At 65.3% G+C, this 20,763-nt stretch carries 18 protein-coding genes and 1 other RNA gene; 7 read left to right on the plus strand and 12 right to left on the minus strand.

What is annotated here, in order from left to right; genetic code table 11:
* Positions 1-96: 96 nt before the first annotated feature.
* Positions 97-423, minus strand: a complete 327-nt coding sequence (gene grxD / locus AC0ZJQ_RS12705) for a Grx4 family monothiol glutaredoxin (protein WP_008570413.1) — start codon at positions 421-423, stop codon at positions 97-99.
* 264 nt (positions 424-687) lie between these two features.
* Here grxD and argF point away from each other — a divergent pair, with 264 nt between their 5' ends.
* Together argF and AC0ZJQ_RS12715 are read left to right on the plus strand one after the other, a co-directional pair.
* The gene (argF, locus tag AC0ZJQ_RS12710; protein ID WP_155550379.1) at positions 688-1,608 is read left to right on the plus strand and encodes an ornithine carbamoyltransferase; all 921 of its coding nucleotides are present in this window, start codon (positions 688-690) and stop codon (positions 1,606-1,608) included.
* On the plus strand, positions 1,605-2,699 hold the full coding sequence (locus tag AC0ZJQ_RS12715) for an ABC transporter ATP-binding protein (protein WP_314019248.1): 1,095 nt from the start codon (positions 1,605-1,607) through the stop codon (positions 2,697-2,699). Before argF ends, AC0ZJQ_RS12715 begins: the two co-directional genes overlap by 4 nt.
* A gap of 66 nt (positions 2,700-2,765) precedes the next feature.
* On the opposite strand, the gene tadA is transcribed toward AC0ZJQ_RS12715, so the two are convergent.
* The 5 genes from tadA to AC0ZJQ_RS12740 all read right to left on the minus strand — a co-directional run bounded on the left by tadA (position 2,766) and on the right by AC0ZJQ_RS12740 (position 8,807).
* On the minus strand, positions 2,766-3,245 hold the full coding sequence (gene tadA, locus AC0ZJQ_RS12720) for a tRNA adenosine(34) deaminase TadA (RefSeq protein ID WP_102829643.1): 480 nt from the start codon (positions 3,243-3,245) through the stop codon (positions 2,766-2,768).
* A gap of 22 nt (positions 3,246-3,267) precedes the next feature.
* Positions 3,268-4,638, minus strand: coding sequence for a multicopper oxidase family protein (locus tag AC0ZJQ_RS12725; RefSeq protein ID WP_155550378.1), 1,371 nt, complete (start codon positions 4,636-4,638; stop codon positions 3,268-3,270).
* 347 nt (positions 4,639-4,985) lie between these two features.
* A complete protein-coding gene (gene guaA, locus AC0ZJQ_RS12730) occupies positions 4,986-6,566 on the minus strand; it encodes a glutamine-hydrolyzing GMP synthase (protein ID WP_476476772.1) in 1,581 nt (526 codons plus the stop codon).
* 94 nt (positions 6,567-6,660) lie between these two features.
* On the minus strand, positions 6,661-8,130 hold the full coding sequence (gene guaB / locus AC0ZJQ_RS12735) for an IMP dehydrogenase (protein WP_476476773.1): 1,470 nt from the start codon (positions 8,128-8,130) through the stop codon (positions 6,661-6,663).
* 125 nt (positions 8,131-8,255) lie between these two features.
* Positions 8,256-8,807: a sugar ABC transporter ATPase gene (locus AC0ZJQ_RS12740; RefSeq protein WP_237263198.1), complete on the minus strand. Its 552-nt coding sequence runs from the start codon at positions 8,805-8,807 to the stop codon at positions 8,256-8,258.
* A 117-nt stretch (positions 8,808-8,924) separates the two neighbouring features.
* Here AC0ZJQ_RS12740 and xseA point away from each other — a divergent pair, with 117 nt between their 5' ends.
* Positions 8,925-10,301 carry an exodeoxyribonuclease VII large subunit gene (gene xseA, locus AC0ZJQ_RS12745; protein WP_167137032.1) on the plus strand — a complete coding sequence of 459 codons (1,377 nt, stop codon included), beginning with the start codon at positions 8,925-8,927 and terminating at the stop codon, positions 10,299-10,301.
* Positions 10,302-10,412: 111 nt separating this feature from the next.
* On the opposite strand, the gene AC0ZJQ_RS12750 is transcribed toward xseA, so the two are convergent.
* Positions 10,413-12,083: a DEAD/DEAH box helicase gene (locus AC0ZJQ_RS12750; RefSeq protein WP_155550374.1), complete on the minus strand. Its 1,671-nt coding sequence runs from the start codon at positions 12,081-12,083 to the stop codon at positions 10,413-10,415.
* A gap of 297 nt (positions 12,084-12,380) precedes the next feature.
* On the minus strand, positions 12,381-13,130 hold the full coding sequence (locus tag AC0ZJQ_RS12755; RefSeq protein WP_008570423.1) for a spermidine synthase: 750 nt from the start codon (positions 13,128-13,130) through the stop codon (positions 12,381-12,383).
* Positions 13,131-13,244: 114 nt separating this feature from the next.
* Between AC0ZJQ_RS12755 and AC0ZJQ_RS12760 the strand changes: the two genes are divergently transcribed.
* Complete coding sequence (locus AC0ZJQ_RS12760; protein ID WP_155550373.1) at positions 13,245-14,594, plus strand: class II 3-deoxy-7-phosphoheptulonate synthase; 1,350 nt, start codon at positions 13,245-13,247, stop codon at positions 14,592-14,594.
* Positions 14,595-14,687: 93 nt separating this feature from the next.
* Here AC0ZJQ_RS12760 and efp read toward each other — a convergent pair whose 3' ends face one another.
* From efp to ffs, 3 genes are all read right to left on the minus strand, one after another.
* Positions 14,688-15,254, minus strand: coding sequence for an elongation factor P (gene efp / locus AC0ZJQ_RS12765; RefSeq protein ID WP_003289309.1), 567 nt, complete (start codon positions 15,252-15,254; stop codon positions 14,688-14,690).
* A gap of 43 nt (positions 15,255-15,297) precedes the next feature.
* On the minus strand, positions 15,298-16,437 hold the full coding sequence (gene earP, locus AC0ZJQ_RS12770; RefSeq protein WP_102828935.1) for an elongation factor P maturation arginine rhamnosyltransferase EarP: 1,140 nt from the start codon (positions 16,435-16,437) through the stop codon (positions 15,298-15,300).
* 207 nt (positions 16,438-16,644) lie between these two features.
* Positions 16,645-16,741, minus strand: an RNA gene (ffs, locus tag AC0ZJQ_RS12775) — signal recognition particle sRNA small type.
* A gap of 317 nt (positions 16,742-17,058) precedes the next feature.
* On the opposite strand from ffs, the gene AC0ZJQ_RS12780 reads away from it, so the two are divergent.
* The 3 genes from AC0ZJQ_RS12780 to AC0ZJQ_RS12790 all read left to right on the plus strand — a co-directional run bounded on the left by AC0ZJQ_RS12780 (position 17,059) and on the right by AC0ZJQ_RS12790 (position 19,694).
* Complete coding sequence (locus AC0ZJQ_RS12780) at positions 17,059-18,045, plus strand: NAD(P)/FAD-dependent oxidoreductase (protein WP_102828934.1); 987 nt, start codon at positions 17,059-17,061, stop codon at positions 18,043-18,045.
* A gap of 112 nt (positions 18,046-18,157) precedes the next feature.
* Entirely contained in the window at positions 18,158-18,967 is an 810-nt protein-coding gene (locus AC0ZJQ_RS12785) for a motility protein A (protein WP_008570430.1), read from the plus strand.
* A gap of 1 nt (position 18,968) precedes the next feature.
* On the plus strand, positions 18,969-19,694 hold the full coding sequence (locus AC0ZJQ_RS12790) for an OmpA family protein (RefSeq protein WP_237263189.1): 726 nt from the start codon (positions 18,969-18,971) through the stop codon (positions 19,692-19,694).
* Positions 19,695-19,703: 9 nt separating this feature from the next.
* On the opposite strand, the gene AC0ZJQ_RS12795 is transcribed toward AC0ZJQ_RS12790, so the two are convergent.
* Positions 19,704-20,633, minus strand: coding sequence for a ZIP family metal transporter (locus tag AC0ZJQ_RS12795; RefSeq protein ID WP_458988541.1), 930 nt, complete (start codon positions 20,631-20,633; stop codon positions 19,704-19,706).
* Positions 20,634-20,763 lie beyond the last annotated feature (130 nt).

Genomic DNA, 20,763 nt, shown 5'->3' on the forward strand with positions numbered 1-20,763 from the left:
CAAAAAACGCCATGCCCCGACCGGGACATGGCGTTTTTCTTTATCGGTTCCCGAAAGCGGACACCTGCTGGAGATGCCCGTCTTTCAGCCGATCGCTCAGGCTTCGCTCTTGCCGACAGCCGACTTGATCAGCGTCTGCAGCTCGCCCTTCTCGAACATTTCCAGAATGATGTCGCTGCCACCGACCAGCTCACCGTTGACCCACAGCTGCGGGAAAGTCGGCCAGTTGGCGTACTTCGGCAGGTTGGCGCGGATTTCTGGGTTCTGCAGGATGTCGACGTAGGCGAACTTTTCGCCACAGCCCATCACCGCCTGGGTAGCGCGGGCAGAGAAGCCACACTGCGGAGCGTTGGGGGAGCCTTTCATGTACAGCAGCACCGGGTTGTTGGCGATCTGCTCTTTGATGGTTTCGATGATGTCCATGGGGTACCTCGGCTAGACGGTTGCCGCGCATTGTACCGGAACTGCATCGCGAAAGCCGAGTGGCCAACTCGGCTTTTAGCAGGCCGCTCCAGCAGGCCGGGCAGCGCTCCAGCCGCCTGGCGGCGAATTTGCGCCAGTCCGCGATTTGTGGATAAGATCGCGCCTTCCCCGTTTCGTCGCGTCACCGTGCGACTCCTGTCGCCGGTCCCTGTTTTCCTTGGAAAAAGCCACGGTTCACGGTCTGCGACATGCAAGGTAGTTGATATGAGCGCACGGCACTTTCTCTCGTTGATGGACTGCACGCCCCAGGAGCTGAACAGCCTGGTACGCCGCGGCATCGAGCTGAAGGAACTGCGCGAACGCGGCGTGCTGTTCGAACCATTGAAGAACCGCGTGCTGGGCATGATCTTCGAGAAGGCCTCCACCCGCACCCGGTTGTCGTTCGAGGCAGGCATGATCCAGCTCGGCGGTCAGGCGATTTTCCTCTCCCCGCGCGATACCCAGCTCGGCCGCGGCGAGCCGATCGGCGACTCGGCAATCGTCATGTCGCGCATGCTCGACGCCGTGATGATCCGCACCTTCGCTCACTCGACCCTGACCGATTTCGCCGCACACTCGCGCGTCCCGGTCATCAACGGCCTGTCCGACGATCTGCATCCGTGCCAGCTGCTGGCGGACATGCAGACCTTCCATGAGCACCGCGGCAGCATCGCCGGCAAGACGGCAGCCTGGATCGGTGACGGCAACAACATGTGCAACACCTATATAGAAGCGGCGATCCAGTTCGACTTCCAGCTCAACATCGCCTGCCCGCAGGGTTACGAGCCCGATGCGACGTTGCTTGCGCAGGCCGGCGAGCGCGTACGCATCACCCGCGACCCGCGCGAAGCGGCAGCCGGTGCGCACCTGATCAGCACCGACGTCTGGGCCTCGATGGGCCAGGAAGACGAGGCTGAAGCCCGCCTCGCCACCTTCCGTCCCTACCAGGTCGATCGCGCCCTGCTCGACTGCGCGGCGGCGGATGTGCTGTTCATGCACTGCCTGCCGGCACACCGTGGCGAAGAAATCAGCCAAGACCTGCTCGACGATCCGCGCTCGGTCGCCTGGGATCAGGCAGAAAACCGCCTGCACGCGCAGAAGGCCCTGCTCGAATTCCTCGTCGAACCGGCCTATCGCCACGCATGAGGCACGAGCCGCTGCTGCTCCTGCGCGACCTGGCTTGCGGCTACGGCGCGCAGCGCGTCGTGCAGAACCTCAACCTGCACCTGAATCGCGGCGACATCGGCTGCCTGCTTGGTCCGTCCGGCTGCGGCAAGACCACCACCCTGCGTGCCATCGCCGGTTTCGAGCCGGTCCATCAGGGTGAGATCCGACTGGGCGAGACGGTCATCTCCCGCGCCGACTTCACCCTCGCCCCGGAAAAGCGTCGGATCGGCATGGTCTTCCAGGACTATGCGCTGTTCCCGCACCTGACGGTCGCCGAGAACATCGCCTTTGGCATCCGCAAACACCCGGAGCGCCAGCGCATCGTCGAGGAAATGCTCGAGCTGGTGCACCTTGCCGCGCTTGGCCGGCGCTATCCGCACGAACTCTCCGGCGGTCAGCAGCAACGCGTCGCCCTGGCCCGTGCACTGGCACCGGAACCCGAACTGCTGCTGCTCGACGAGCCGTTTTCCAACCTCGATGTCGAGCTGCGCCGCCGCCTCAGCCATGAAGTGCGCGACATCCTCAAGGCACGCGGCACCAGCGCCATCCTCGTAACCCACGATCAGGAAGAAGCGTTCGCCGTCAGCGATCAGGTCGGCGTCTTCCATGACGGTCGCCTGGAGCAGTGGGACACCCCGTTCAACCTCTATCACGAGCCGCTGACGCCGTTCGTCGCCAGCTTCATCGGCCAGGGGTATTTCATTCGCGGTCAGCTGATCGACCCCGAAACGGTGCAGACCGAGCTCGGCGTGATTCACGGCAACCGTGCCTATACCTGGCCGGCCGGCAGCTCGGTGGACGTCCTGCTGCGCCCGGACGACATCGTCTACAGCCCGGACAGCCCGCTGCGCGCGCTGATTATCGGCAAGACGTTCCTTGGTGCCTCGACGCTCTATCGCCTGCAGCTGCCGACCGGCAACCAGCTGGTGACCATCTTCGCCAGTCACGACGACTACCTCACCGGCCAGGAAGTCGGCATCGCCATCGCCGCCGACCATCTGGTGGTGTTTCCTGCCCAGGGCAGCATCGATGCCCGCCAGACTCTGCCGTTCGCCGCAGCGCCGCTCTAGACGGGACCTACAGTAGCCCGCGACACCTGAGAAATCGGCGTTGAGGTTCCGCGCGACCGCCGGGCCTCACTTCTGCCGGCGCAGGCGAAAGAACTCGCGCAGCACCTCACCACACTCCTGCGCCAGCACGCCGCCCTCGACCAGCACCCGGTGGTTGAGAAATTCCTGCGCGAAGAATTGCCCGCGGCTGACCACCACGCCAGCCTTCGGCTCGGTGGCGCCGTACACCACGCGCTGAATGCGCGAGTGCACGATGAGCCCGGCGCACATACTGCACGGCTCCAGCGTCACGTACAGCGTGCTGCCCGGCAGCCGGTAGTTCGCCACGGTCTGCGCGGCATCGCGGATGGCGACCATCTCAGCGTGGGCGCTGGGGTCGTGGCGGGAGATCGGGCAGTTGAAGCCGCGCCCGACGATCTGCCCATCCTGCACCAGCACGGCGCCCACCGGCACTTCGCCGAGCGCCGCGCCCTGTTCTGCCAGCGCCAGCGCCTCGCGCATGAAATGCTCGTCCTGGCTGCGATCGATGATTGGCGTTTTCTTCATGAGATAGGAACCGTGCACAGAACTAGACCACTTCGATCGCCGCCATCAGCCCGGTCTCCATGTGGTCGATGACATGGCAGTGGAACATCCACACGCCCGGATTATCCGCCACCAGCGCGATACGCGCCGTTTCGTTGCGGCCCAGCAGGAACGTGTCGGTGAACCAGGGCTCGATTTTCCGGCGGTTCGAGGAAAGCACCTTGAAGGCCATCCCGTGCAGATGAATCGGATGCTGGTACTGGCTGAGGTTGCGCAGCTCGAAGATGTAGTGACCGTTGCGCTTGAGCGTCGCGATCGGGCGCTCGGCGCAGCTCTTGTCATTGATGTCCCATGCCTGGCCATTGATCTGCCAGAACGTATAGGCACCACCCTGCTCAACATCGGCCGACAGGTTGCCAGCCCACTCGAAGTTGAAGCGCAGCGTCTCAGCCCGTTGCAGATCCGGCTCCAACACCGGATTGGCCGGCAGCGCCGGTGGCCAGTCGCCGCTCGCCCCGGCATGCGCGACCGCGCGCAACGTCGCCAGACGCAGGGGGCCGTTGCGCAGCGACAGCTGCGTACCCGCCGCTGGTACACGCAGCGCCAGATCGATGCGCATGCCAGGGCCGAGCCAGTATTCCTTGCCCAGCGGTCGAGGCGCGATCGGATGGCCGTCCAGCGCATAGATGCGCGCCTCGCCGTCCGGCAGGTTCAGCCGATAGGTCAGCGTATTGTCGAGGTTCAGCACGCGCAGCCGCACGACCTGGCCGGCCGGCAGATCGAGTACCGGAGCGTGCTGGCCGTTCACCGTCGACAGCACGCCAGGCGTACCGCCGCGGGCCGCCTCGCGCGGCACGCTGAAGGCGGTGAATGCTCCCTGCTTGTCGACGTGCCAGCTCTTCAGACTCAGCGTGCGCTCGTGGCGGAAACCGCTCGGTTCACGCTCATCGACGATCAGCGGGCCGACCAATCCACGTCCCAGTTGCTCGCTGCTCGCGGTGTGCGGGTGATACCAGAAGCTGCCGGCATCGTGCAGCGGGAAGCGGTAGTCGAAGAACTCGCCGGGCAACACCGGCAACTGTGAGACGTAAGGCACGCCGTCCATCTCCAGCGGCAGGCGAATGCCGTGCCAGTGGATGGTGGTGGGCTGCGGCAGGTGGTTGATGAAGCGCACCCGCAGCCAGTCGCCCTGCCGCCCGCGTAGCTCCAGGCCCGGCGCCTGGCCACCATAGGCCCAGGCGGGCGTGGCATGCCCAGGCACCAGCTCGACATCCAGCGGCGCGGCGATCAGCTCGTAATCGTGCGTGGTGACATCGGCAGGCCGTCCGAGCCAATAACGCACGCCGCCAATACCGGCACCGGCGACGCCCAGTCCGACCAGGCCGGTGAGTACCTGTCTGCGGGTGAACAGCATGAGCCCGGACTCCCTTGCGATGAAAACGGCATAGTTTCTCATTAACGCCGGTGATTGTGCGACCGCGGCAGCTGCGTCTTCGCCGTCGCCGCGCCGACCGGCAGGCACTCGTCACCGCCCCGGAGACAGCTGTGGATGTCGCACCGCTTGCCGACTTCCCTCACCAGCGTGCCCGGCCCCGCTTCCGCGACTGGTTCCTGCAGCAGAACGACATCTGACGCCCTGCCCCCGGACAGCCAACCCCAGCGGTCGAATTGATTTGCCCGCGTCAGAAAACCGAAAGCCCGCAGTTACGCGGGCTTTCGGGCTTTGCTGTCAGTCGGTCTCGGTCGATGCCGGACGCCCGATCATTCCCACTCGATCGTCGCCGGTGGCTTGCTCGACACGTCGTAAGTGACGCGGGAGATGCCTTCGATTTCGTTGATGATGCGGTTGGAAACCTTCTCCAGCAGCTCATAGGGCAAATGCGCCCAACGCGCGGTCATGAAGTCGATGGTTTCCACCGCGCGCAGGGCGACGACCCAGGCATAGCGGCGGCCGTCACCGACCACGCCCACGGACTTCACCGGCTGAAACACCACGAAGGCCTGGCTGGTCTTGTGGTACCAGTCGAAGTTGCGCAGCTCCTCGATGAAGATGTGGTCGGCGCGACGCAGCAGGTCGGCGTATTCCTTCTTCACCTCGCCGAGGATGCGCACACCCAGGCCCGGGCCCGGGAAGGGGTGACGGTAGACCATGTCGTACGGCAGGCCGAGTTCGAGACCGATCTTGCGCACCTCGTCCTTGAACAGCTCGCGCAGCGGCTCGACCAGCTTGAGGTTCATCTCTTCCGGCAGACCACCGACGTTGTGGTGCGACTTGATCACATGGGCCTTGCCACTCTTGGCGCCGGCCGACTCGATCACGTCCGGGTAGATGGTGCCTTGGGCGAGGAACTGGATGTTATCCAGCTTGCTGGCCTCGGCATCGAACACGTCGATGAAGGTGCGGCCGATGATCTTGCGCTTCTTCTCCGGGTCCGCCTCGCCTTCGAGGTTGGTCAGGAACTGCGCTTCGGCGTCGGCACGGATCACCTTGACGCCCATGTTCTCGGCGAACATGGCCATCACCTGATCGCCCTCGTGCAGGCGCAGCAGGCCGTTGTCGACGAACACGCAGGTCAGCTGGTCGCCGATGGCCCGATGCAGCAGCGCAGCAACCACCGAGGAATCGACGCCGCCGGACAGGCCGAGCAGCACGTTGGCATTGCCGACCTGCGCACGCACCTGGGCGATGGCATCTTCGACGATGTTGGACGGCGTCCACAGCGCTTCGCAGCCGCAGATCTCCAGGATGAAGCGCGACAGGATGCGACCGCCCTGACGGGTATGGGTCACTTCCGGATGGAACTGCACGCCGTAGTAATGACGGGTCTCGTCACCGATGGCGGCGATCGGGCAGCTCGGCGTGCTGGCAATGATGTGGAAGCCGGCCGGAATCTCGGTGACCTTGTCACCGTGGCTCATCCAGACGTCGAGGCCGAACACGCCGTCGTCATCCATGTGGTCTTCGATGCCATCGAACAGCTGCGACTTGCCGACCAGATCGACACGCGCATAGCCGAACTCACGCACGTCCGAGCCCTGCACCTTGCCGCCGAGCTGCTCGGACATGGTCTGCATGCCGTAGCAGATGCCGAACAGCGGCACGCCGAGATCGAACACCGCTTGCGGCGCACGCGGGCTGCCTTCCTCGTGTACGGACTCGGGACCACCGGCAAGGATGATGCCGCGTGGCGCGAAGGCGCGGATGTCGTCTTCGCTCATGTCCCACGGGTGCAGTTCGCAGTAGACGCCGATCTCGCGCACGTTGCGGGCGATCAGCTGGGTGTACTGGGAGCCGAAGTCGAGGATGAGAATGCGGTGGGCGTGGATATCAGGTTGAGCCATTTTCTTCACCTGGAGAAATGGCTGAAGGCTGAAGGCCGCAGGCCGAACGCAATCCGTTCAACCTGCAGCCGCCAGCCTCCAGCGAAGAGTTCGATTAACCGACGCGGTAGTTCGGCGCTTCCTTGGTGATCTGCACATCATGCACGTGCGACTCGGCCATGCCGGCGCCGGTGATGCGGACGAACTGCGGCTTGCTGCGCATGTCGTCGATTGTGGCGCTGCCGGTGTAGCCCATGGAGGCGCGCAGGCCACCCATCAGCTGATGGATGATCGCGGCCAAAGCACCCTTGTACGGCACGCGGCCTTCGATGCCTTCGGGCACGAGCTTTTCGGCGCCGGCGGAGGAGTCCTGGAAGTAACGATCCGAGGAACCCTGCGCCTGCGCCATGGCGCCCAGCGAGCCCATGCCGCGGTAGGCCTTGTAGGAGCGGCCCTGGAACAACTCGACCTCGCCCGGCGCCTCTTCGGTACCGGCGAACATCGAGCCCATCATCACCGCGTTGGCGCCGGCGACGATGGCCTTGGACAAGTCACCGGAGAAGCGGATGCCGCCGTCGGCGATCATCGGCACGCCGGTGCCTCGCAGCGCGGCGGAGACATTGGCAATCGCGGAAATCTGCGGCACACCGACGCCGGCGACGATGCGCGTGGTGCAGATCGAGCCCGGGCCGATACCGACCTTGACCGCATCGGCACCGGCCTTGACCAGATCAAGCGCCGCTTCGGCGGTGGCGATGTTGCCGCCGATCACCTGCACCTGCGGGAAGTTGTCCTTCACCCAGCGCACGCGGTCGAGCACACCCTTGGAGTGTCCGTGTGCGGTATCCACCACGACGACGTCGACACCTGCGGCGGCCAGTGCTTCGACACGCTCTGCGGTGTCAGAGCCGGTGCCGACGGCTGCGCCGACGCGCAGACGGCCCTGGCCGTCCTTGGACGCCAGCGGGTAGGTCTTGGCCTTCTCGATGTCACGGAAGGTCACCAGGCCACGCAGGTTGAAGTTGCCGTCGACCACCAGCATTTTCTCGATGCGATGCTCGTAGAGCTTGGTCTTGATCACTTCCAGACCGGTGCCTTCGAGCACGGTGACCAGCTTGTCCTTGGGAGTCATGATCGCGGCGACGGAATCACCAGCGTTCGGCGTGAAGCGCAGGTCGCGCCCGGTGACGATGCCCACCAGCTCCTTGCCCGACACTACCGGAAAGCCGGAGAAGCCCAGCTCGTGCGCCTTGCGCTGCAGCTCGCTGATCTTGGTTTCCGGCGTCACGGTGACCGGGTCATGCACGATGGCCGTCTCGTGGCGCTTGACCTTGCGCACCTCGGCAGCCTGCTGCTCGATGCTCATGTTCTTGTGGATGATGCCGATGCCGCCTTCCTGCGCCATCGCGATGGCCAGGCGGGCCTCGGTGACGGTATCCATCGCTGCGGAAACCAGCGGGATGTTCAGCTCGATTTCGCGGGTCAGACGGGTCTTCAGGCTGACATCCTTCGGCAGAACCTCGGAATATCCCGGGATCAGGAGAACATCATCGAAAGTCAGGGCTTCTTGGCTGATACGCAGCATGGCGGGGCTCCCAGGCGGGAAAAAGGAAGCGCGGCATTATACCCACGCACCCTCTCGCGCTCAACGTGGTTGTGCGGTCCGCTGCGCACGTTCCGGCGCGCCGCATCGACGAAGTGACCGCACGGTCACGCCTGATCGATGACCAGCGCTACCTTCAACCCCAGCCGCTCGCCGAACTCTTCGAGGAAGCCCTGACGAAACCCCGCCTCGCCCCAGCCGTTGAAGATGAATCCCAGGTTGGAGAACCCACACGCCGGAATGAACAGGAAACCGTTGATGTCGTCCTCGAAGCCGCATTCGGGGCAGGTGAAATTGTCGGTCTGTCCGGGCATCCACTCATCCAGACTCTCGAACAGCGCCTCGCCGATCTCCCGACGGCATTCGGGACAGCCGGCCTCCTCGGCGAAGTCACGGGTCGGCGTATAGATGCAGCGCTTGGTCACCACCTCCAGGCCGTTGACGGCCTCACCGAACGGCAGCCGCTCCGGGTACTGCACGACGCGGCGAGCACCCGGCGCAATCGCATAGGCCATTCCACGGGCACCGCGACCGCAGGTGGTCGGCAGCGCCTCGACGATGCGCCGCTCGGCCAACCAGCGCAGGATCATCCGCGCGCGGGCCTCATGCGCGGGAAAGGTGGAAATGCGCGGCACGACGATGGCTTGGCTGTGACTCATGGAAGGCTCGGTCGGAAGGCGATGGGCGGCCGGGCAGCTTAATGCGCGGATCGCTCAGGTCAATCGCGACTGGTCGCAGGGCGGCTGCTCCGGGCGTTTTCCCGTATCATCGCCGCCATGCTCAAAGATCCCTTCGAACGCCTCAATCTCGATCGCGAAGTGCTCACCGTCAGCCAGCTCAACGGCCGTGCCCGGCTGCTGCTGGAGGACGTGTTCGCGCAAGTCTGGGTCGAAGGCGAGATATCCAACCTCGCCCGCCCGGCTTCCGGCCACATCTATTTCACCCTCAAGGACAAGAACGCCCAGGTGCGTTGCGCGCTGTTCCGGCAGAACGCCGCACGGGTACGCCAGTCCTTGCGCGATGGTCTGGCGGTGCGCGTGCGAGGCAAGGTGTCGCTGTTCGAAGGCCGCGGCGACTATCAGCTGATCCTCGACACGCTGGAGCCGGCCGGCGATGGCGCACTGCGTCTGGCCTTCGAGGCACTGAAGGAAAAACTCGCCGGCGAAGGCTTGTTCGCTGCCGAGCGCAAGGCCGCCCTGCCCGCCCATCCGCGGCGCATCGGCATCGTCAGCTCGCCGACCGGCGCAGTGATCCGCGACATCATCTCGGTCTTCAAACGCCGCGCACCGCAGGTCGAGCTGACGCTGATTCCGACCGCTGTGCAGGGGCGCGAAGCCACCGCGCAGATCGTCCGTGCACTGCAGCTTGCCGACGCGCAAGGTTTCGACGCGCTGATCCTCGCCCGTGGCGGCGGCTCGCTGGAAGACCTCTGGTGCTTCAACGAAGAAGCCGTGGCGCGCGCGGTGGACGCCTGTGTCACGCCAATCGTCAGCGCCGTGGGGCATGAAACCGACGTATCGATCGCCGATTTCGTCGCCGACGTGCGCGCCCCCACGCCTTCGGCAGCGGCCGAGCTGCTGGCGCCGAGCAGTGCCGACCTGCAGCAGCGCCTGAGCGGTCTGCATCAGCGACTGTTGCTGCGCATGCGCGACCGCCTGCACCGCGACGCCATGCGCCTGGAGAGCCTGACTCGGCGCCTGCGCCATCCGGGCGAACGCCTGCAGCAGCAGGCACAGCGCATCGACGACCTCGAACAGCGCCTGCTGCGCGCGATCGACCGTCGCCTGTGCGGCGGCCAGGAACGCCTGGCGCGCCTGGAAGCCCACCTCGCCGCGCAGCATCCCGGGCGCACGCTGCACCTGCTGCGCCAGCGCCTCGAACACCTGTCCGGCCGCCTGCCGCGCGCCATGCAGGCAACCATGAAGGGCCGACGCCAGCAGCTGCAGGGGTTGGCGCAGACGCTACAGATCGTCAGCCCGCTGGCCACCCTCGGCCGCGGCTACAGCATCCTGCTGGACGAGCGCGGCCAGGCGATTCGCAGCGCCAGCCAGACACACGCCGGCCAACGCCTGAAGGCGAAACTGGGCGAAGGTGAGCTGGACGTGCGCGTGGAAGACAACCATCTGGAACCGGTGACGCTACCGCTGCTCTGAACGCGCCAGCCGACTCCAAGCCCGCGCTGCCTGAAACGAAAAAGCCAGCCTTGCGGCTGGCTCTGATCGAGGCTTCGGGGCGGTTTACGCCCCTGTGCGCATTTCTGCTGCTCAGTCTTCGCGATAGCGACGCAGCTTGAGCTGCTTGCCACCCACGCGGGTGTCCTTGAGCTTACCAAGCAGACGCTCGAGGCCTTCTTCCGGCAGTTCGACCAGACTGAAACTGTCGCGCACCTGGATGCGACCGATGGCTTCGCGGGCCAGGCCACCCTCGTTGAGGATCGCGCCGAGCAGGTTGCGCGCAGCGATGCCGTCGCGCGCACCCAGCGGCGTGCGGCAGCGGGCACGGCCTTCGGCCAGCGGGATCGGCGCACGACGCTCGCGGTCACCGCTACGCTCCGGACGGTCGGGGCGCTCCGAACGCTCGCGCGGGCCGCTGCCCGGCACCAGCGGCTGCTCTTTTTCCACTTCGGCCAGGGTCAGCGCCTGGCCATTGGTGGCCTTGCGCAGCAGCGCAGCGGCCAGGGCGCGCGGGCTGCAGCCGATGTCGGCGACCAGCTTGTCGAGCAGATCGCCATGCGTGGCTTCGGCATCGGCGACCAGCGGCGCGAGGCTGTTGGTGAGCTTCTTGATGCGCGCATCCAGCACCTGCTGGGCGTTGGGCAGACGCGCCTCGGCGACCTTCTGGTTGGTCACGCGCTCGATGACCTGCAGCATGCGGCGCTCACGCGGGGTGACCAGCAGCAGCGCACGGCCTTCGCGGCCGGCACGGCCGGTACGACCGATGCGGTGCACGTAGGATTCCGGATCGTAGGGCATGTCCACGTTGAACACGTGGGTGATACGCGCCACATCGAGACCGCGGGCGGCGACGTCGGTCGCCACGACGATGTCCAGCCGGCCATCCTTGAGCGATTCGATGACGCGCTCACGCTGGTTCTGGGCGATGTCACCGTTCAGCGCAGCGGCCTTGTAGCCCTTGGCTTCCAGCGCAGCGGCCAGATCCAGCGTGGCCTGCTTGGTGCGCACGAAGGCGATCAGCGCGTCGAAGTCTTCGACTTCGAGCAGACGCAGCACGGCCTGAATCTTCTGGTCCGCGTGGACCATCAGGTGCGCCTGCTCGATGCGAGCGACGGTCTGGGTCTTGGCAGCGATCTTGATGTGTTGCGGTTCGCGCAGGTGCTTCTCGGCGATGGCGCGAATCGAGTGCGGCAGCGTGGCGGAGAACAGCACGCTCTGACGGCTTTCCGGCATGGCCTCGAAGATCACTTCGAGGTCGTCCATGAAGCCGAGCTTGAGCATCTCATCCGCTTCGTCGAGAACCAGGAAGCGGATGGTCGACAGCAGCTCGCTGTTGCGGCTCAGGTGGTCGACCAGGCGGCCCGGGGTAGCGACGATGACCTGCGCGCCCTGGCGGATGGCCTTGAGCTGCGGGCCCATCGGCGCACCGCCGTAAACTGCGACGACGCTGACGCCCGGCATCTGCTTGGAGTAGGTCTCGAACGCGGTGGCGACCTGCAGGGCCAGCTCGCGGGTCGGCGCGAGGATCAGCGCCTGCGGCTCGCGCTTGGCCGGGTCGATCTTGGACAGGATCGGCAGCGCGAAGGCCGCGGTCTTGCCGGTGCCGGTCTGCGCCTGGCCAATCATGTCGTGGCCACCGAGGATCACCGGGATCGCCTGGGCCTGAATGGGAGAAGGTTCTTCGTAGCCGACTGCGCTGATGGCAGCCAGAACAGCGGAATGAATACCGAGTGCGGCAAAGCCGCCGATTTCCTGGGTCATGGGTCTTGTCTCTGATGCTCCGCAAGACCCATGTTCCGAAGCTGCGCATGCCGTGCAAAACCCGAAGGTCACCCTGGCAGCCTGGTCGGCGGGGTTGCGAAAACGTATGAATGATGAATCGTCAAGGATAGTCCGCTCGAAGCGGACAGCAGCCGAAGCAGCGCTTCGTGTGTTGCGGTACCTGAACGCAGGCTGGGTTTCAGCCGGCGCGTACTATACCGGAATAACGGCCGCTGTGCGTGAATTTTGCATATTAAGGTTTACCGCCGGGGCTCGTCGGATCGACGGCTACCGCCATCAGCTCGCCGGACGCAGTGCCGCGATCAGGTAGTCGAGCGAATAGCCCAGACGTGGCGCCAGCGTTTCGGCGCGCTGGCGCAGACCGTCGAAATCCAGCTCCTGGTCGAGATCCGCCGGCACCAGCAACACCACGTTACCCTCCTTCACCGAGCACTCCCAGTAATGGCGGTGGAACAATCCACGCAACAATGCCGCGCCCAACGGCTTGCCCTCGTCGGTCCCCCACTGATTGATGACCAGCCAGCCACCGGGATTGAGCTTCTCCTGACAGCGCTTCAGGAAATTCCAGGCCAGGTGCGCCGCCGCCGGACCGACATCGGTATACAGGTCGACGAACACCAGATCGGCCGACTCCGCCGACTCCAGCAGCTCCACGGCATCGCCGATGCGAATGTACAGACGCACATCGTTCTGCAGGCCCAGGTAGCGCATCGCCAGCTCGGGTACCGCGGGGCGCAGCTCGATGGCCTCGACATCCTCCAGCGGCAGGAACTCCAGGCAGGCCTGGGTCAGCGTCCCCGCGCCCAGTCCGAGGAACAACGCGGTTTCCGGTGCCGGATGGCACAGCGCGCCAATCAGCATGGCACGCGTGTAGTCGTACTCCAGCCAGCTCGGAGCGGGCGTGAAGACACAGCTCTGCTCCACCGCCGCACCGAATTCGAGGAAGCGATAGTCGCCAACCTCGTACACCCGGATCAGACCGAACTCATCTTGCACCTCGGCCAGCAGCCGTTCTTCGTCTTGCATTGCGCCCTCCCGCGGAAGGCGCGCATCTTACCAGCCGATTGACGCTCGCTATCAGTCATCGGCCAGCGCTTGCGGTAACATCGCCGCACTTTTTCGCGAATGGAATACCCACTCATGACCACCGCCTGGAGCCCGTCGAGCTGGCGTAGCAAACCGATTCAGCAGCAACCCGAATACCCCGATGCCGACCACCTTGGCCGCGTCGAGCGTACCCTGGCCGGCCTTCCGCCACTGGTGTTCGCCGGCGAGGCGCGCGAACTGCGGCGCCAGTTCGCCGAAGTCACCCAGGGCCGTGCGTTCCTGCTGCAGGGCGGCGATTGTGCCGAGAGCTTCGCCGAGTTCTCCGCCACCAAGATTCGCGACACCTTCAAGGTGCTGCTGCAGATGGCCATCGTCATGACCTTCGCCGCCGGTTGCCCGGTAGTGAAAGTCGGTCGCATGGCCGGGCAGTTCGCCAAGCCACGCTCGGCCGGCGACGAAACCATCGACGGCGTGACGCTGCCGGCCTACCGCGGCGACATCGTCAACGGCATCGGCTTCGACGAAAAGAGCCGCGTGCCGGACCCGGAGCGCCTGCTGCAGGCGTACCACCAGTCCACTGCCAGCCTCAACCTGCTGCGCGCCTTCGCCCAGGGTGGTTTTGCCGACCTGCACCAGGTGCACCAGTGGAATCTGGACTTCATCGCCAACTCGCTGCTAGCCGAGAAGTATCACCAGCTTGGGGCGCGCATCGATGAAACGCTGCGCTTCATGCGTGCCTGCGGCCTGAGCGACGCCCCGCAGCTGCGCGAAACCAGCTTCTTCACCGCTCACGAGGCGCTGCTGCTGAACTACGAGGAAGCCTTCGTGCGTCAGGACAGCCTCACCGGCGGCTGGTACGACTGCTCGGCGCACATGCTGTGGATCGGCGACCGCACCCGCCAGCTCGACGGCGCGCATGTGGAGTTTCTGCGCGGTGTCGGCAACCCGATCGGCGTCAAGGTCGGGCCGAGCATGGACAGCGAAGAGCTGATCCGTCTGATCGATCTCCTCAACCCGCAGAACGATCCCGGCCGCCTCAACCTCATCGTGCGCATGGGCGCCGACAAGGTCGAAGCCGGCCTGCCGCGTCTGATCCGCGCGGTGCAACAGGAGGGACGCCAGGTGCTGTGGAGCTGCGACCCCATGCACGGCAACACCATGAAGGCCTCAAGCGGCTACAAGACCCGCGATTTCGAGCGGGTATTGGCCGAGGTTCGGCAATTCTTCGACGTGCATCGGGCCGAGGGCAGCTACCCGGGCGGTATCCACATCGAGATGACCGGGCAGAACGTCACCGAGTGCATCGGCGGCTCGCGCGCGATCACCGAAGCCGGGCTCAGCGACCGCTACCACACTCACTGCGACCCACGCCTGAATGCCGACCAGTCGCTGGAGATGGCGTTCATGATCGCCGAGACGCTGAAACAGCTGCGTCAGAACTGAGCGCGCGAACACGATCGGTCGTTCGACAGACCGCAGAAACGACAAAGCCCGGCACTTGGCCGGGCTTTTCGTTGCGAGTCTGCGAGGAGGCGATCAGGCCTTGACGCGGGACTTGTACTCGCCGGTGCGGGTATCGATCTCGATCGAGTCGCCGATTTCGCAGAAGGCGGAAACCTGCAGCTCGGCACCGTTCTTCAGACGGGCAGTCTTCATCACCTTGCCGGAGGTATCGCCACGAACCGACGGCTCGGTGTAGACGATTTCACGAACGATGGTGGTCGGCAGTTCGACCGAGATCACCTTGTCGTTGTAGAACACGGCTTCGCAGACGTCGGTCATGCCGTCTTCGATGAAGGTCATGACGCCTTCGAGGTCGGCCTTCTCGATCTCGTACTGGTTGAATTCGTCGTCCATGAAGACATACAGCGGATCGGCGAAGTAGGAGTAGGTCACTTCCTTGCGCTCGAGAATTACCGGCTCCAGCTTGTCATCGGCCTTGTATACGGTCTCGGTCGCCGAACCGTTGAGCAGGTTCTTCAGCTTCATCTTGACCACGGCACTGTTGCGGCCGGACTTGTTGAACTCGGCTTTCTGGATGACCCAGGGTGCGCCGTTGATGATGGCCACCTGGCCGGCACGGAACTCTTGTGCGGTTTTCATACGAACATCCGATAGGAATTAGAGACAAAAAACAGGCGGCGTATCATAGCCAATCTGTGTAAAAAAACACCAGCTTTCCAGCCAGATCGCCATTCGCCACCTGTTTGTGCAGCCAGGCCTCGGCATGCGCCAGCAGCGCCGGATATTCATCCAGCAGCGCGCTCCAGGCGGGCCCGGCGCCCTCCCCGGCATTCCATGCCCGCCAGAAGTCCTGCAGCGCGCCGCGTGCGGCTGGTGCCAGATCGTGGCTGTACAGATCGAGGAAGGCATGCAGTTTGTCCCAGTGCGCATCGTCTTCCTGCGGATAGATGTGCCACACCAGCGGACGCCCCGCCCACTGCGCGCGAATGAACGATTCCTCGCCGCGCACCGCGTTGAAATCGCAGCTCCACAGCAGCAGGTCGTACTCGTCCTGCGTCATGAACGGCACCACGGCGATCTGCAGCGCGCCTCGCTGATGGCGTTCGCTCGGCTGCAGCGACGGTACGCCGAGCCATGCTGCAACATCCGCCAGCACGCGACCTTCAGGCACCAGCAGCTGGTTCGGCCGGGTATCGGCGGCCAGCGCATCGAGCCAGCCAGCTACGGCGGCATTCTCGTAGGCAAACAACGACAGCAGCCGCGCGCCGGGTTGCAACACCACACCCAGACTGGCAAGGAAATCCTCGCGGCGTGCCGGATCGGCCTGGAACGCTTCGCGGCGCGAAACGAGGTCCGCCTCGCGAATCAGCCCGCCGGTTTTCGCCTCGAAACCGGGGAAGAAAAAGTACTTCTGCAGCCCGCTGGACTGCAGCGACGGCAACGCATGGCAGCCGACGATCCAATCCTCGGCACTGAGGTATTCCAGGTTCAGCCAAAGAATGCGCCGGCTGCTCGCGGCCATTGCATTTATATAGGCAGGTGGCAGCTCGCAGGCGAACGCCTCGATGACCACATCGGCCGGCTCGGCGCCGCCCCACTCGCGCGACCAATGGCGCACGTCGACACCCTCGTGCCACTGCTGCGCCGCGCTCGCGCTGGTGCCGGGACACAGGCGGGCGAACGTCTCGAGATCGTCGACCCAGAGCCGCACTCGCTGGCCATGCTCGGCGGCCAGCTGGCGCGCCAGGCGCCAGGTCACGCCGATATCGCCGTAGTTGTCCACCACGACACAGAAGATGTCCCAGGCAACTTTCACTGACAAACCGAACTCCTTCGAACGCAGGCTGGCCACCGTGCATGGCGCCCATCGCAAACCAATCGGGGCAGGATACGGATCATTGGCGGCCCTGCAAATCGGTCGCTGATCTATCGCTGAGGCTAACGCCACGCACGCGGATGCCCGACACAAAGGCCGTAATCAGACAGGAAGGCAAAGGAGGAAACTGCGAGAAGGCGTCATGGAGGTGAGCCCTGCCAGCCACACCCCGGCACACAATGTCACCGCTGCGGCTGCTCCCTTCCGGGCCTGACCGGGTTCACGGCTGATCGTTGCGGGGGGACCGACAGAGCCCACCATGACGAACCCGCCTGGCGGCGAGCGGCGCCATTGTACCGGCTTATCGACAAGTTACAACCGCTGTCTAGCTGCGGTGCCAGGGCAGAAGATCGCATCTGTGGCGAACGCCAGCCGCTACCGTCGGTCAGTCAAGGGATCAGGCGCGCCATCCGTTAGCCGCATGGCACGAATTGCCCCTAGCCAAAGCCGGTCGTCTGTTCGAGGATGAAAGTGCGCGGCTGGAGTAGAACGCCTGTCACGCAAACATGCTGCGCCGGCGAAACCCTTCATAGCGGCGCGGCGGATGGCAACAGCAATGAGGTAATCATGAGCAAGGCTCCCATCGCCATCATCGGTACCGGTATCGCCGGGCTGTCCGCGGCTCAGGCATTGCACACGGCGGGTCAGGCCGTCCAGCTGTTCGACAAGAGCCGCCGCTGCGGCGGGCGCACGGCCAGCAAGCAGATCGAGAGTGGCTCGTTCGATCTCGGCGCCCAGTATTTCACCGCGCGCGATCGGCGCTTTCGCGAAGCACTGCAGCACTGGCAGGAGGAAGGCTGGGCCGCACCCTGGTCGCCCAACCTCTACCTTTCCCGCGCCGGCCAGCTGGAACCATCGACCGACGAACAGGCGCGCTGGGTCGGCACACCGCAGATGGCGTCGATCGCCCGGGCGTTGCTCGGCGATCTGCCGGTGACGTTCAGCTGCCGCATCACCGAAGCGTTTCGCGGCGAGGAACTCTGGACCCTGGTGGATGCCGACGGCGCCAGTCATGGCCCCTTCAGCCACGTGATCGTCGCCACCCCGGCGCCGCAAGCCAGTGCACTGCTGGCTGCCGCACCGAAGCTCGCGGCCGTCGCCGCCAGCGTCGCAATGGAACCGACCTGGGCCGTCGCCCTGGGCTTCGCCACGCCGCTGCCCACCCAGGTGGAAGGTTGCTTCGTACAGGACGACGCCCTCGATTGGCTGGCACGCGAGCGCAGCAAACCCGGGCGCAACGGACACCTGGACACCTGGGTGCTGCATGCCACCAACAGCTGGAGTCGCCAGCACCTCGATCTGTCCAAGGAGGCCGTCAGCGAGCAGTTGCTCGGTGCGTTCGCCGAGCTGATCGACTGTGTCGTGCCAGCTCCCGAGTTCACTCTGGCGCATCGCTGGCTATACGCACGCCCGGCGCAGCCGCATGAATGGGGCGCGCTCGCCGATGCGGGGCTGGGTTTGTACGCCTGTGGCGACTGGTGTCTCTCCGGGCGGGTCGAAGGCGCCTGGCTCAGCGGTCAGGAAGCGGCCCGACGTCTGCTCGAGCATCTGTAGCGACGACTGCGCGAGTCGGCACGCGGCTCGCTAAAGTTGCGCCGGCAACGGCCGAATCTCCCGATTGAACGCCGCGCCTTGGTCGGCACGTCTTTGTCTCTCGGGAGTTTCGATGAACCCCTCAACCCTGATCGGTATCGTCGCGAGCATCGCGCTGCTTGCGGTGGTCATGCTGTTCGCCGCGCACGATCCCGCGCTGTATCTCGACCTGCCCAGTCTGGGCATCGTGCTGGTGGGTACGCTGGCCGCGACCTTCATCAGTTACCCGCTGCGCGAGGTAATGCGTGTGTTCGGCCTGATCGGCACGGTGCTGCGCAACGAACGGCTGTACACCCGCCAGGACCTGGAAGAGCTGGTGCAGATCTCCCGGCTGTGGATCGCAGGCGAGCTGCCGGCCGTGGAACGGGCCGTCGAGCAGGTGAAGAACCCGTTCCTGCGCACCGGCGTGCAACTGGTGATCGACAACACCCCCGAAGAAGACATCATCGACCTGCTGCAGTGGCGCATCGCCCGGCTGCGCGCACGCGAGAACGCCGAGGCGCAGCTGTTCCGCACGATGGCCAGCTACGCGCCGGCGTTCGGCATGATCGGCACGCTGGTCGGGCTGATCAACCTGATGTTCCTGCTCGGCAGCGGCGACATGCAGCAGATCGGCCGCAGCCTGGCGGTCGCGCTGATGACCACCTTCTATGGCGTGCTACTGGCCAACCTGCTGCTCAAGCCGGTCGCGGTGAAGCTGGAGCGGCGCACCGAGCAGCGCGTCGCGCTGATGAACCTGGTGATGCAGGGCATCGCGATGATGTGCAACAAGCGCAGCCCGGCCTACATGCGCGAGACGCTGAAGTCCTTCATTGCCCATCACGACGACGAGATTCGCGACGGCAACCCGCGCAAACCACGCGCCGCGCAGCCGGACGTCTGAAATGAACGGTTCCGCACAACGCAACGGCCGCTTCGCCAGGTGGCACGTCGAGCCTCGCGGCGAAGAAGAACAGGAAGGCTGGCTGCTCACCTACCTGGACATGATCACCCTGCTGCTGGTGATGCTGGTGGTGATGCTCGCCTTCGCCGGCCAGGGCGACGGCGCGACGCAGCAATCCAGCGCAGCACAGGCTGCCGATGGGCAGGCACCGCTCGTTATCGGCACGCCGCAGCCATCTGATGGAGTGCAGGCGATTGCCGCGATTGCCCCCGCGCCGCCGTTGCCGGAGCAGACGCGCGAACCGGCACCGACGCTGCCGGACCTGGGCGAGGACATCGAAGTGATCGTCAACGAGGGCAGCATCAGCTTTCGCATCAGCAGCGAAATCCTGTTCGGCTCCGGCCAGGCCGAACTCGAGGAGGCCGGGTTTGCCGTGCTCGACCGGCTGATCCCGACACTCGCCGCCACCTCGCACCGGATCATCGTCGAAGGCCACACCGACGACCTGCCGATCCAGACGACGCGCTTTCCGTCCAACTGGGAATTGTCCGCCAGCCGCGCGAGCAGCGTGGTGCGCTACCTGCAGTTCAGCGGCATCGCCGCCAGCCGGATGAGTGCGACCGGCTACGCCGAAACCCGCCCGCTACGCGACAACACCAGCGACCAGGGCCGCGCCGGCAACCGACGGGTCGAACTGGTGATGCAGACCCAGCCGTCCGCACCCTGAGCGCGGCGCTCAGCCGAGCGCCGTGTCGAGGAACATCATCACCGCAAAGCCGATCATCAGGCCGATGGTCGCCGGCGTCTGGTGGCCGTTACGGTGTGTCTCGGGGATCACCTCGTGGGACACCACGAAGATCATCGCGCCGGCCGCCAGCCCCATGCTGACCGGATAGGCAACGGCGAAACCGCTGGACAGGCCCAGACCGACCAGCGCACCGAGCGGCTCCATCAGGCCGGAAGCCGCGGCGACCAGCGCCGAGGCCAGCGCGGACAGGCCGGTGGTACGCAGCGCCAGCGCCACGGCCAAGCCTTCGGGGATGTCCTGGATGGAAATCGCCGTGGTCAGCGGCACGCCCACGCCGAGGTCGCCATTGGCGAAACTCACGCCAATCGCCATGCCCTCGGGAATGTTGTGCAGGGCGATGGCCAGCACGAACAACCAGACGCGATTCAACCGCTCGCAATCCGGCCCGCAGGGCCCCGTGCTTTCGTGCTCGTGCGGGGTGAAGTAATCGAGCCCAAGCATCAGCAGCGCCCCCAAGCCGAGCCCGACGACCACCATCAGCGCCGCCGCCGAGCCGCTGTCGAAAATTTCCCGGCCGGCAGCAAGCCCCGGCAGGATCAGTGAAAACGAAGCGGCAGCGAGCATCATGCCGGCGGCGAAGCCGAGCATGCTGTCCTGGGTGCGGCTGGAAATCTCGCGCAGACCGATGGCCAGCAGAGCACCGAGCGCCGTGGCGGAGAACCCCGCGCTGCCGCCCAGCATGGCGAGGCGCAGGTTGTTCTGGTCGCCGTTGTGCAACGCGCTGTAGCCGCTCGCCAGCAGCAGCGCCAGCACCGCCAGCAAGGCGGCGCCAAGCCCGGTCGCAATCCACGGATTGGCCTGCGCCTGGGCAATCCAGGCGGAGCGCAGTGTCGCAGCGGAGCTTTGCGTCGTATCCATGTCGTCGGATCCTTGGAGCGGGCCTTCATTGTAGCGCCGCGCCTTCTGGCGGTTCCTGCTATGACCGCGATAGACGCGCGCCCGCACCGCGCGAGGATGGCTCGACGAATGGATTGGCCGTAAGCTGCGG

This window comes from Stutzerimonas sp. 21-1 (assembly GCF_056336065.1).

Coding starts and splice junctions, on each gene's coding strand:
- grxD (WP_008570413.1), bottom strand. CDS start 423: ATGGACATCATCGAAACCATCAAAGAGCAGATCGCCAACAACCCGGTG.
- argF (WP_155550379.1), top strand. CDS start 688: ATGAGCGCACGGCACTTTCTCTCGTTGATGGACTGCACGCCCCAGGAG.
- AC0ZJQ_RS12715 (WP_314019248.1), top strand. CDS start 1,605: ATGAGGCACGAGCCGCTGCTGCTCCTGCGCGACCTGGCTTGCGGCTAC.
- tadA (WP_102829643.1), bottom strand. CDS start 3,245: ATGAAGAAAACGCCAATCATCGATCGCAGCCAGGACGAGCATTTCATG.
- AC0ZJQ_RS12725 (WP_155550378.1), bottom strand. CDS start 4,638: ATGCTGTTCACCCGCAGACAGGTACTCACCGGCCTGGTCGGACTGGGC.
- guaA (WP_476476772.1), bottom strand. CDS start 6,566: ATGGCTCAACCTGATATCCACGCCCACCGCATTCTCATCCTCGACTTC.
- guaB (WP_476476773.1), bottom strand. CDS start 8,130: ATGCTGCGTATCAGCCAAGAAGCCCTGACTTTCGATGATGTTCTCCTG.
- AC0ZJQ_RS12740 (WP_237263198.1), bottom strand. CDS start 8,807: ATGAGTCACAGCCAAGCCATCGTCGTGCCGCGCATTTCCACCTTTCCC.
- xseA (WP_167137032.1), top strand. CDS start 8,925: ATGCTCAAAGATCCCTTCGAACGCCTCAATCTCGATCGCGAAGTGCTC.
- AC0ZJQ_RS12750 (WP_155550374.1), bottom strand. CDS start 12,083: ATGACCCAGGAAATCGGCGGCTTTGCCGCACTCGGTATTCATTCCGCT.
- AC0ZJQ_RS12755 (WP_008570423.1), bottom strand. CDS start 13,130: ATGCAAGACGAAGAACGGCTGCTGGCCGAGGTGCAAGATGAGTTCGGT.
- AC0ZJQ_RS12760 (WP_155550373.1), top strand. CDS start 13,245: ATGACCACCGCCTGGAGCCCGTCGAGCTGGCGTAGCAAACCGATTCAG.
- efp (WP_003289309.1), bottom strand. CDS start 15,254: ATGAAAACCGCACAAGAGTTCCGTGCCGGCCAGGTGGCCATCATCAAC.
- AC0ZJQ_RS12780 (WP_102828934.1), top strand. CDS start 17,059: ATGAGCAAGGCTCCCATCGCCATCATCGGTACCGGTATCGCCGGGCTG.
- AC0ZJQ_RS12785 (WP_008570430.1), top strand. CDS start 18,158: ATGAACCCCTCAACCCTGATCGGTATCGTCGCGAGCATCGCGCTGCTT.
- AC0ZJQ_RS12790 (WP_237263189.1), top strand. CDS start 18,969: ATGAACGGTTCCGCACAACGCAACGGCCGCTTCGCCAGGTGGCACGTC.
- AC0ZJQ_RS12795 (WP_458988541.1), bottom strand. CDS start 20,633: ATGGATACGACGCAAAGCTCCGCTGCGACACTGCGCTCCGCCTGGATT.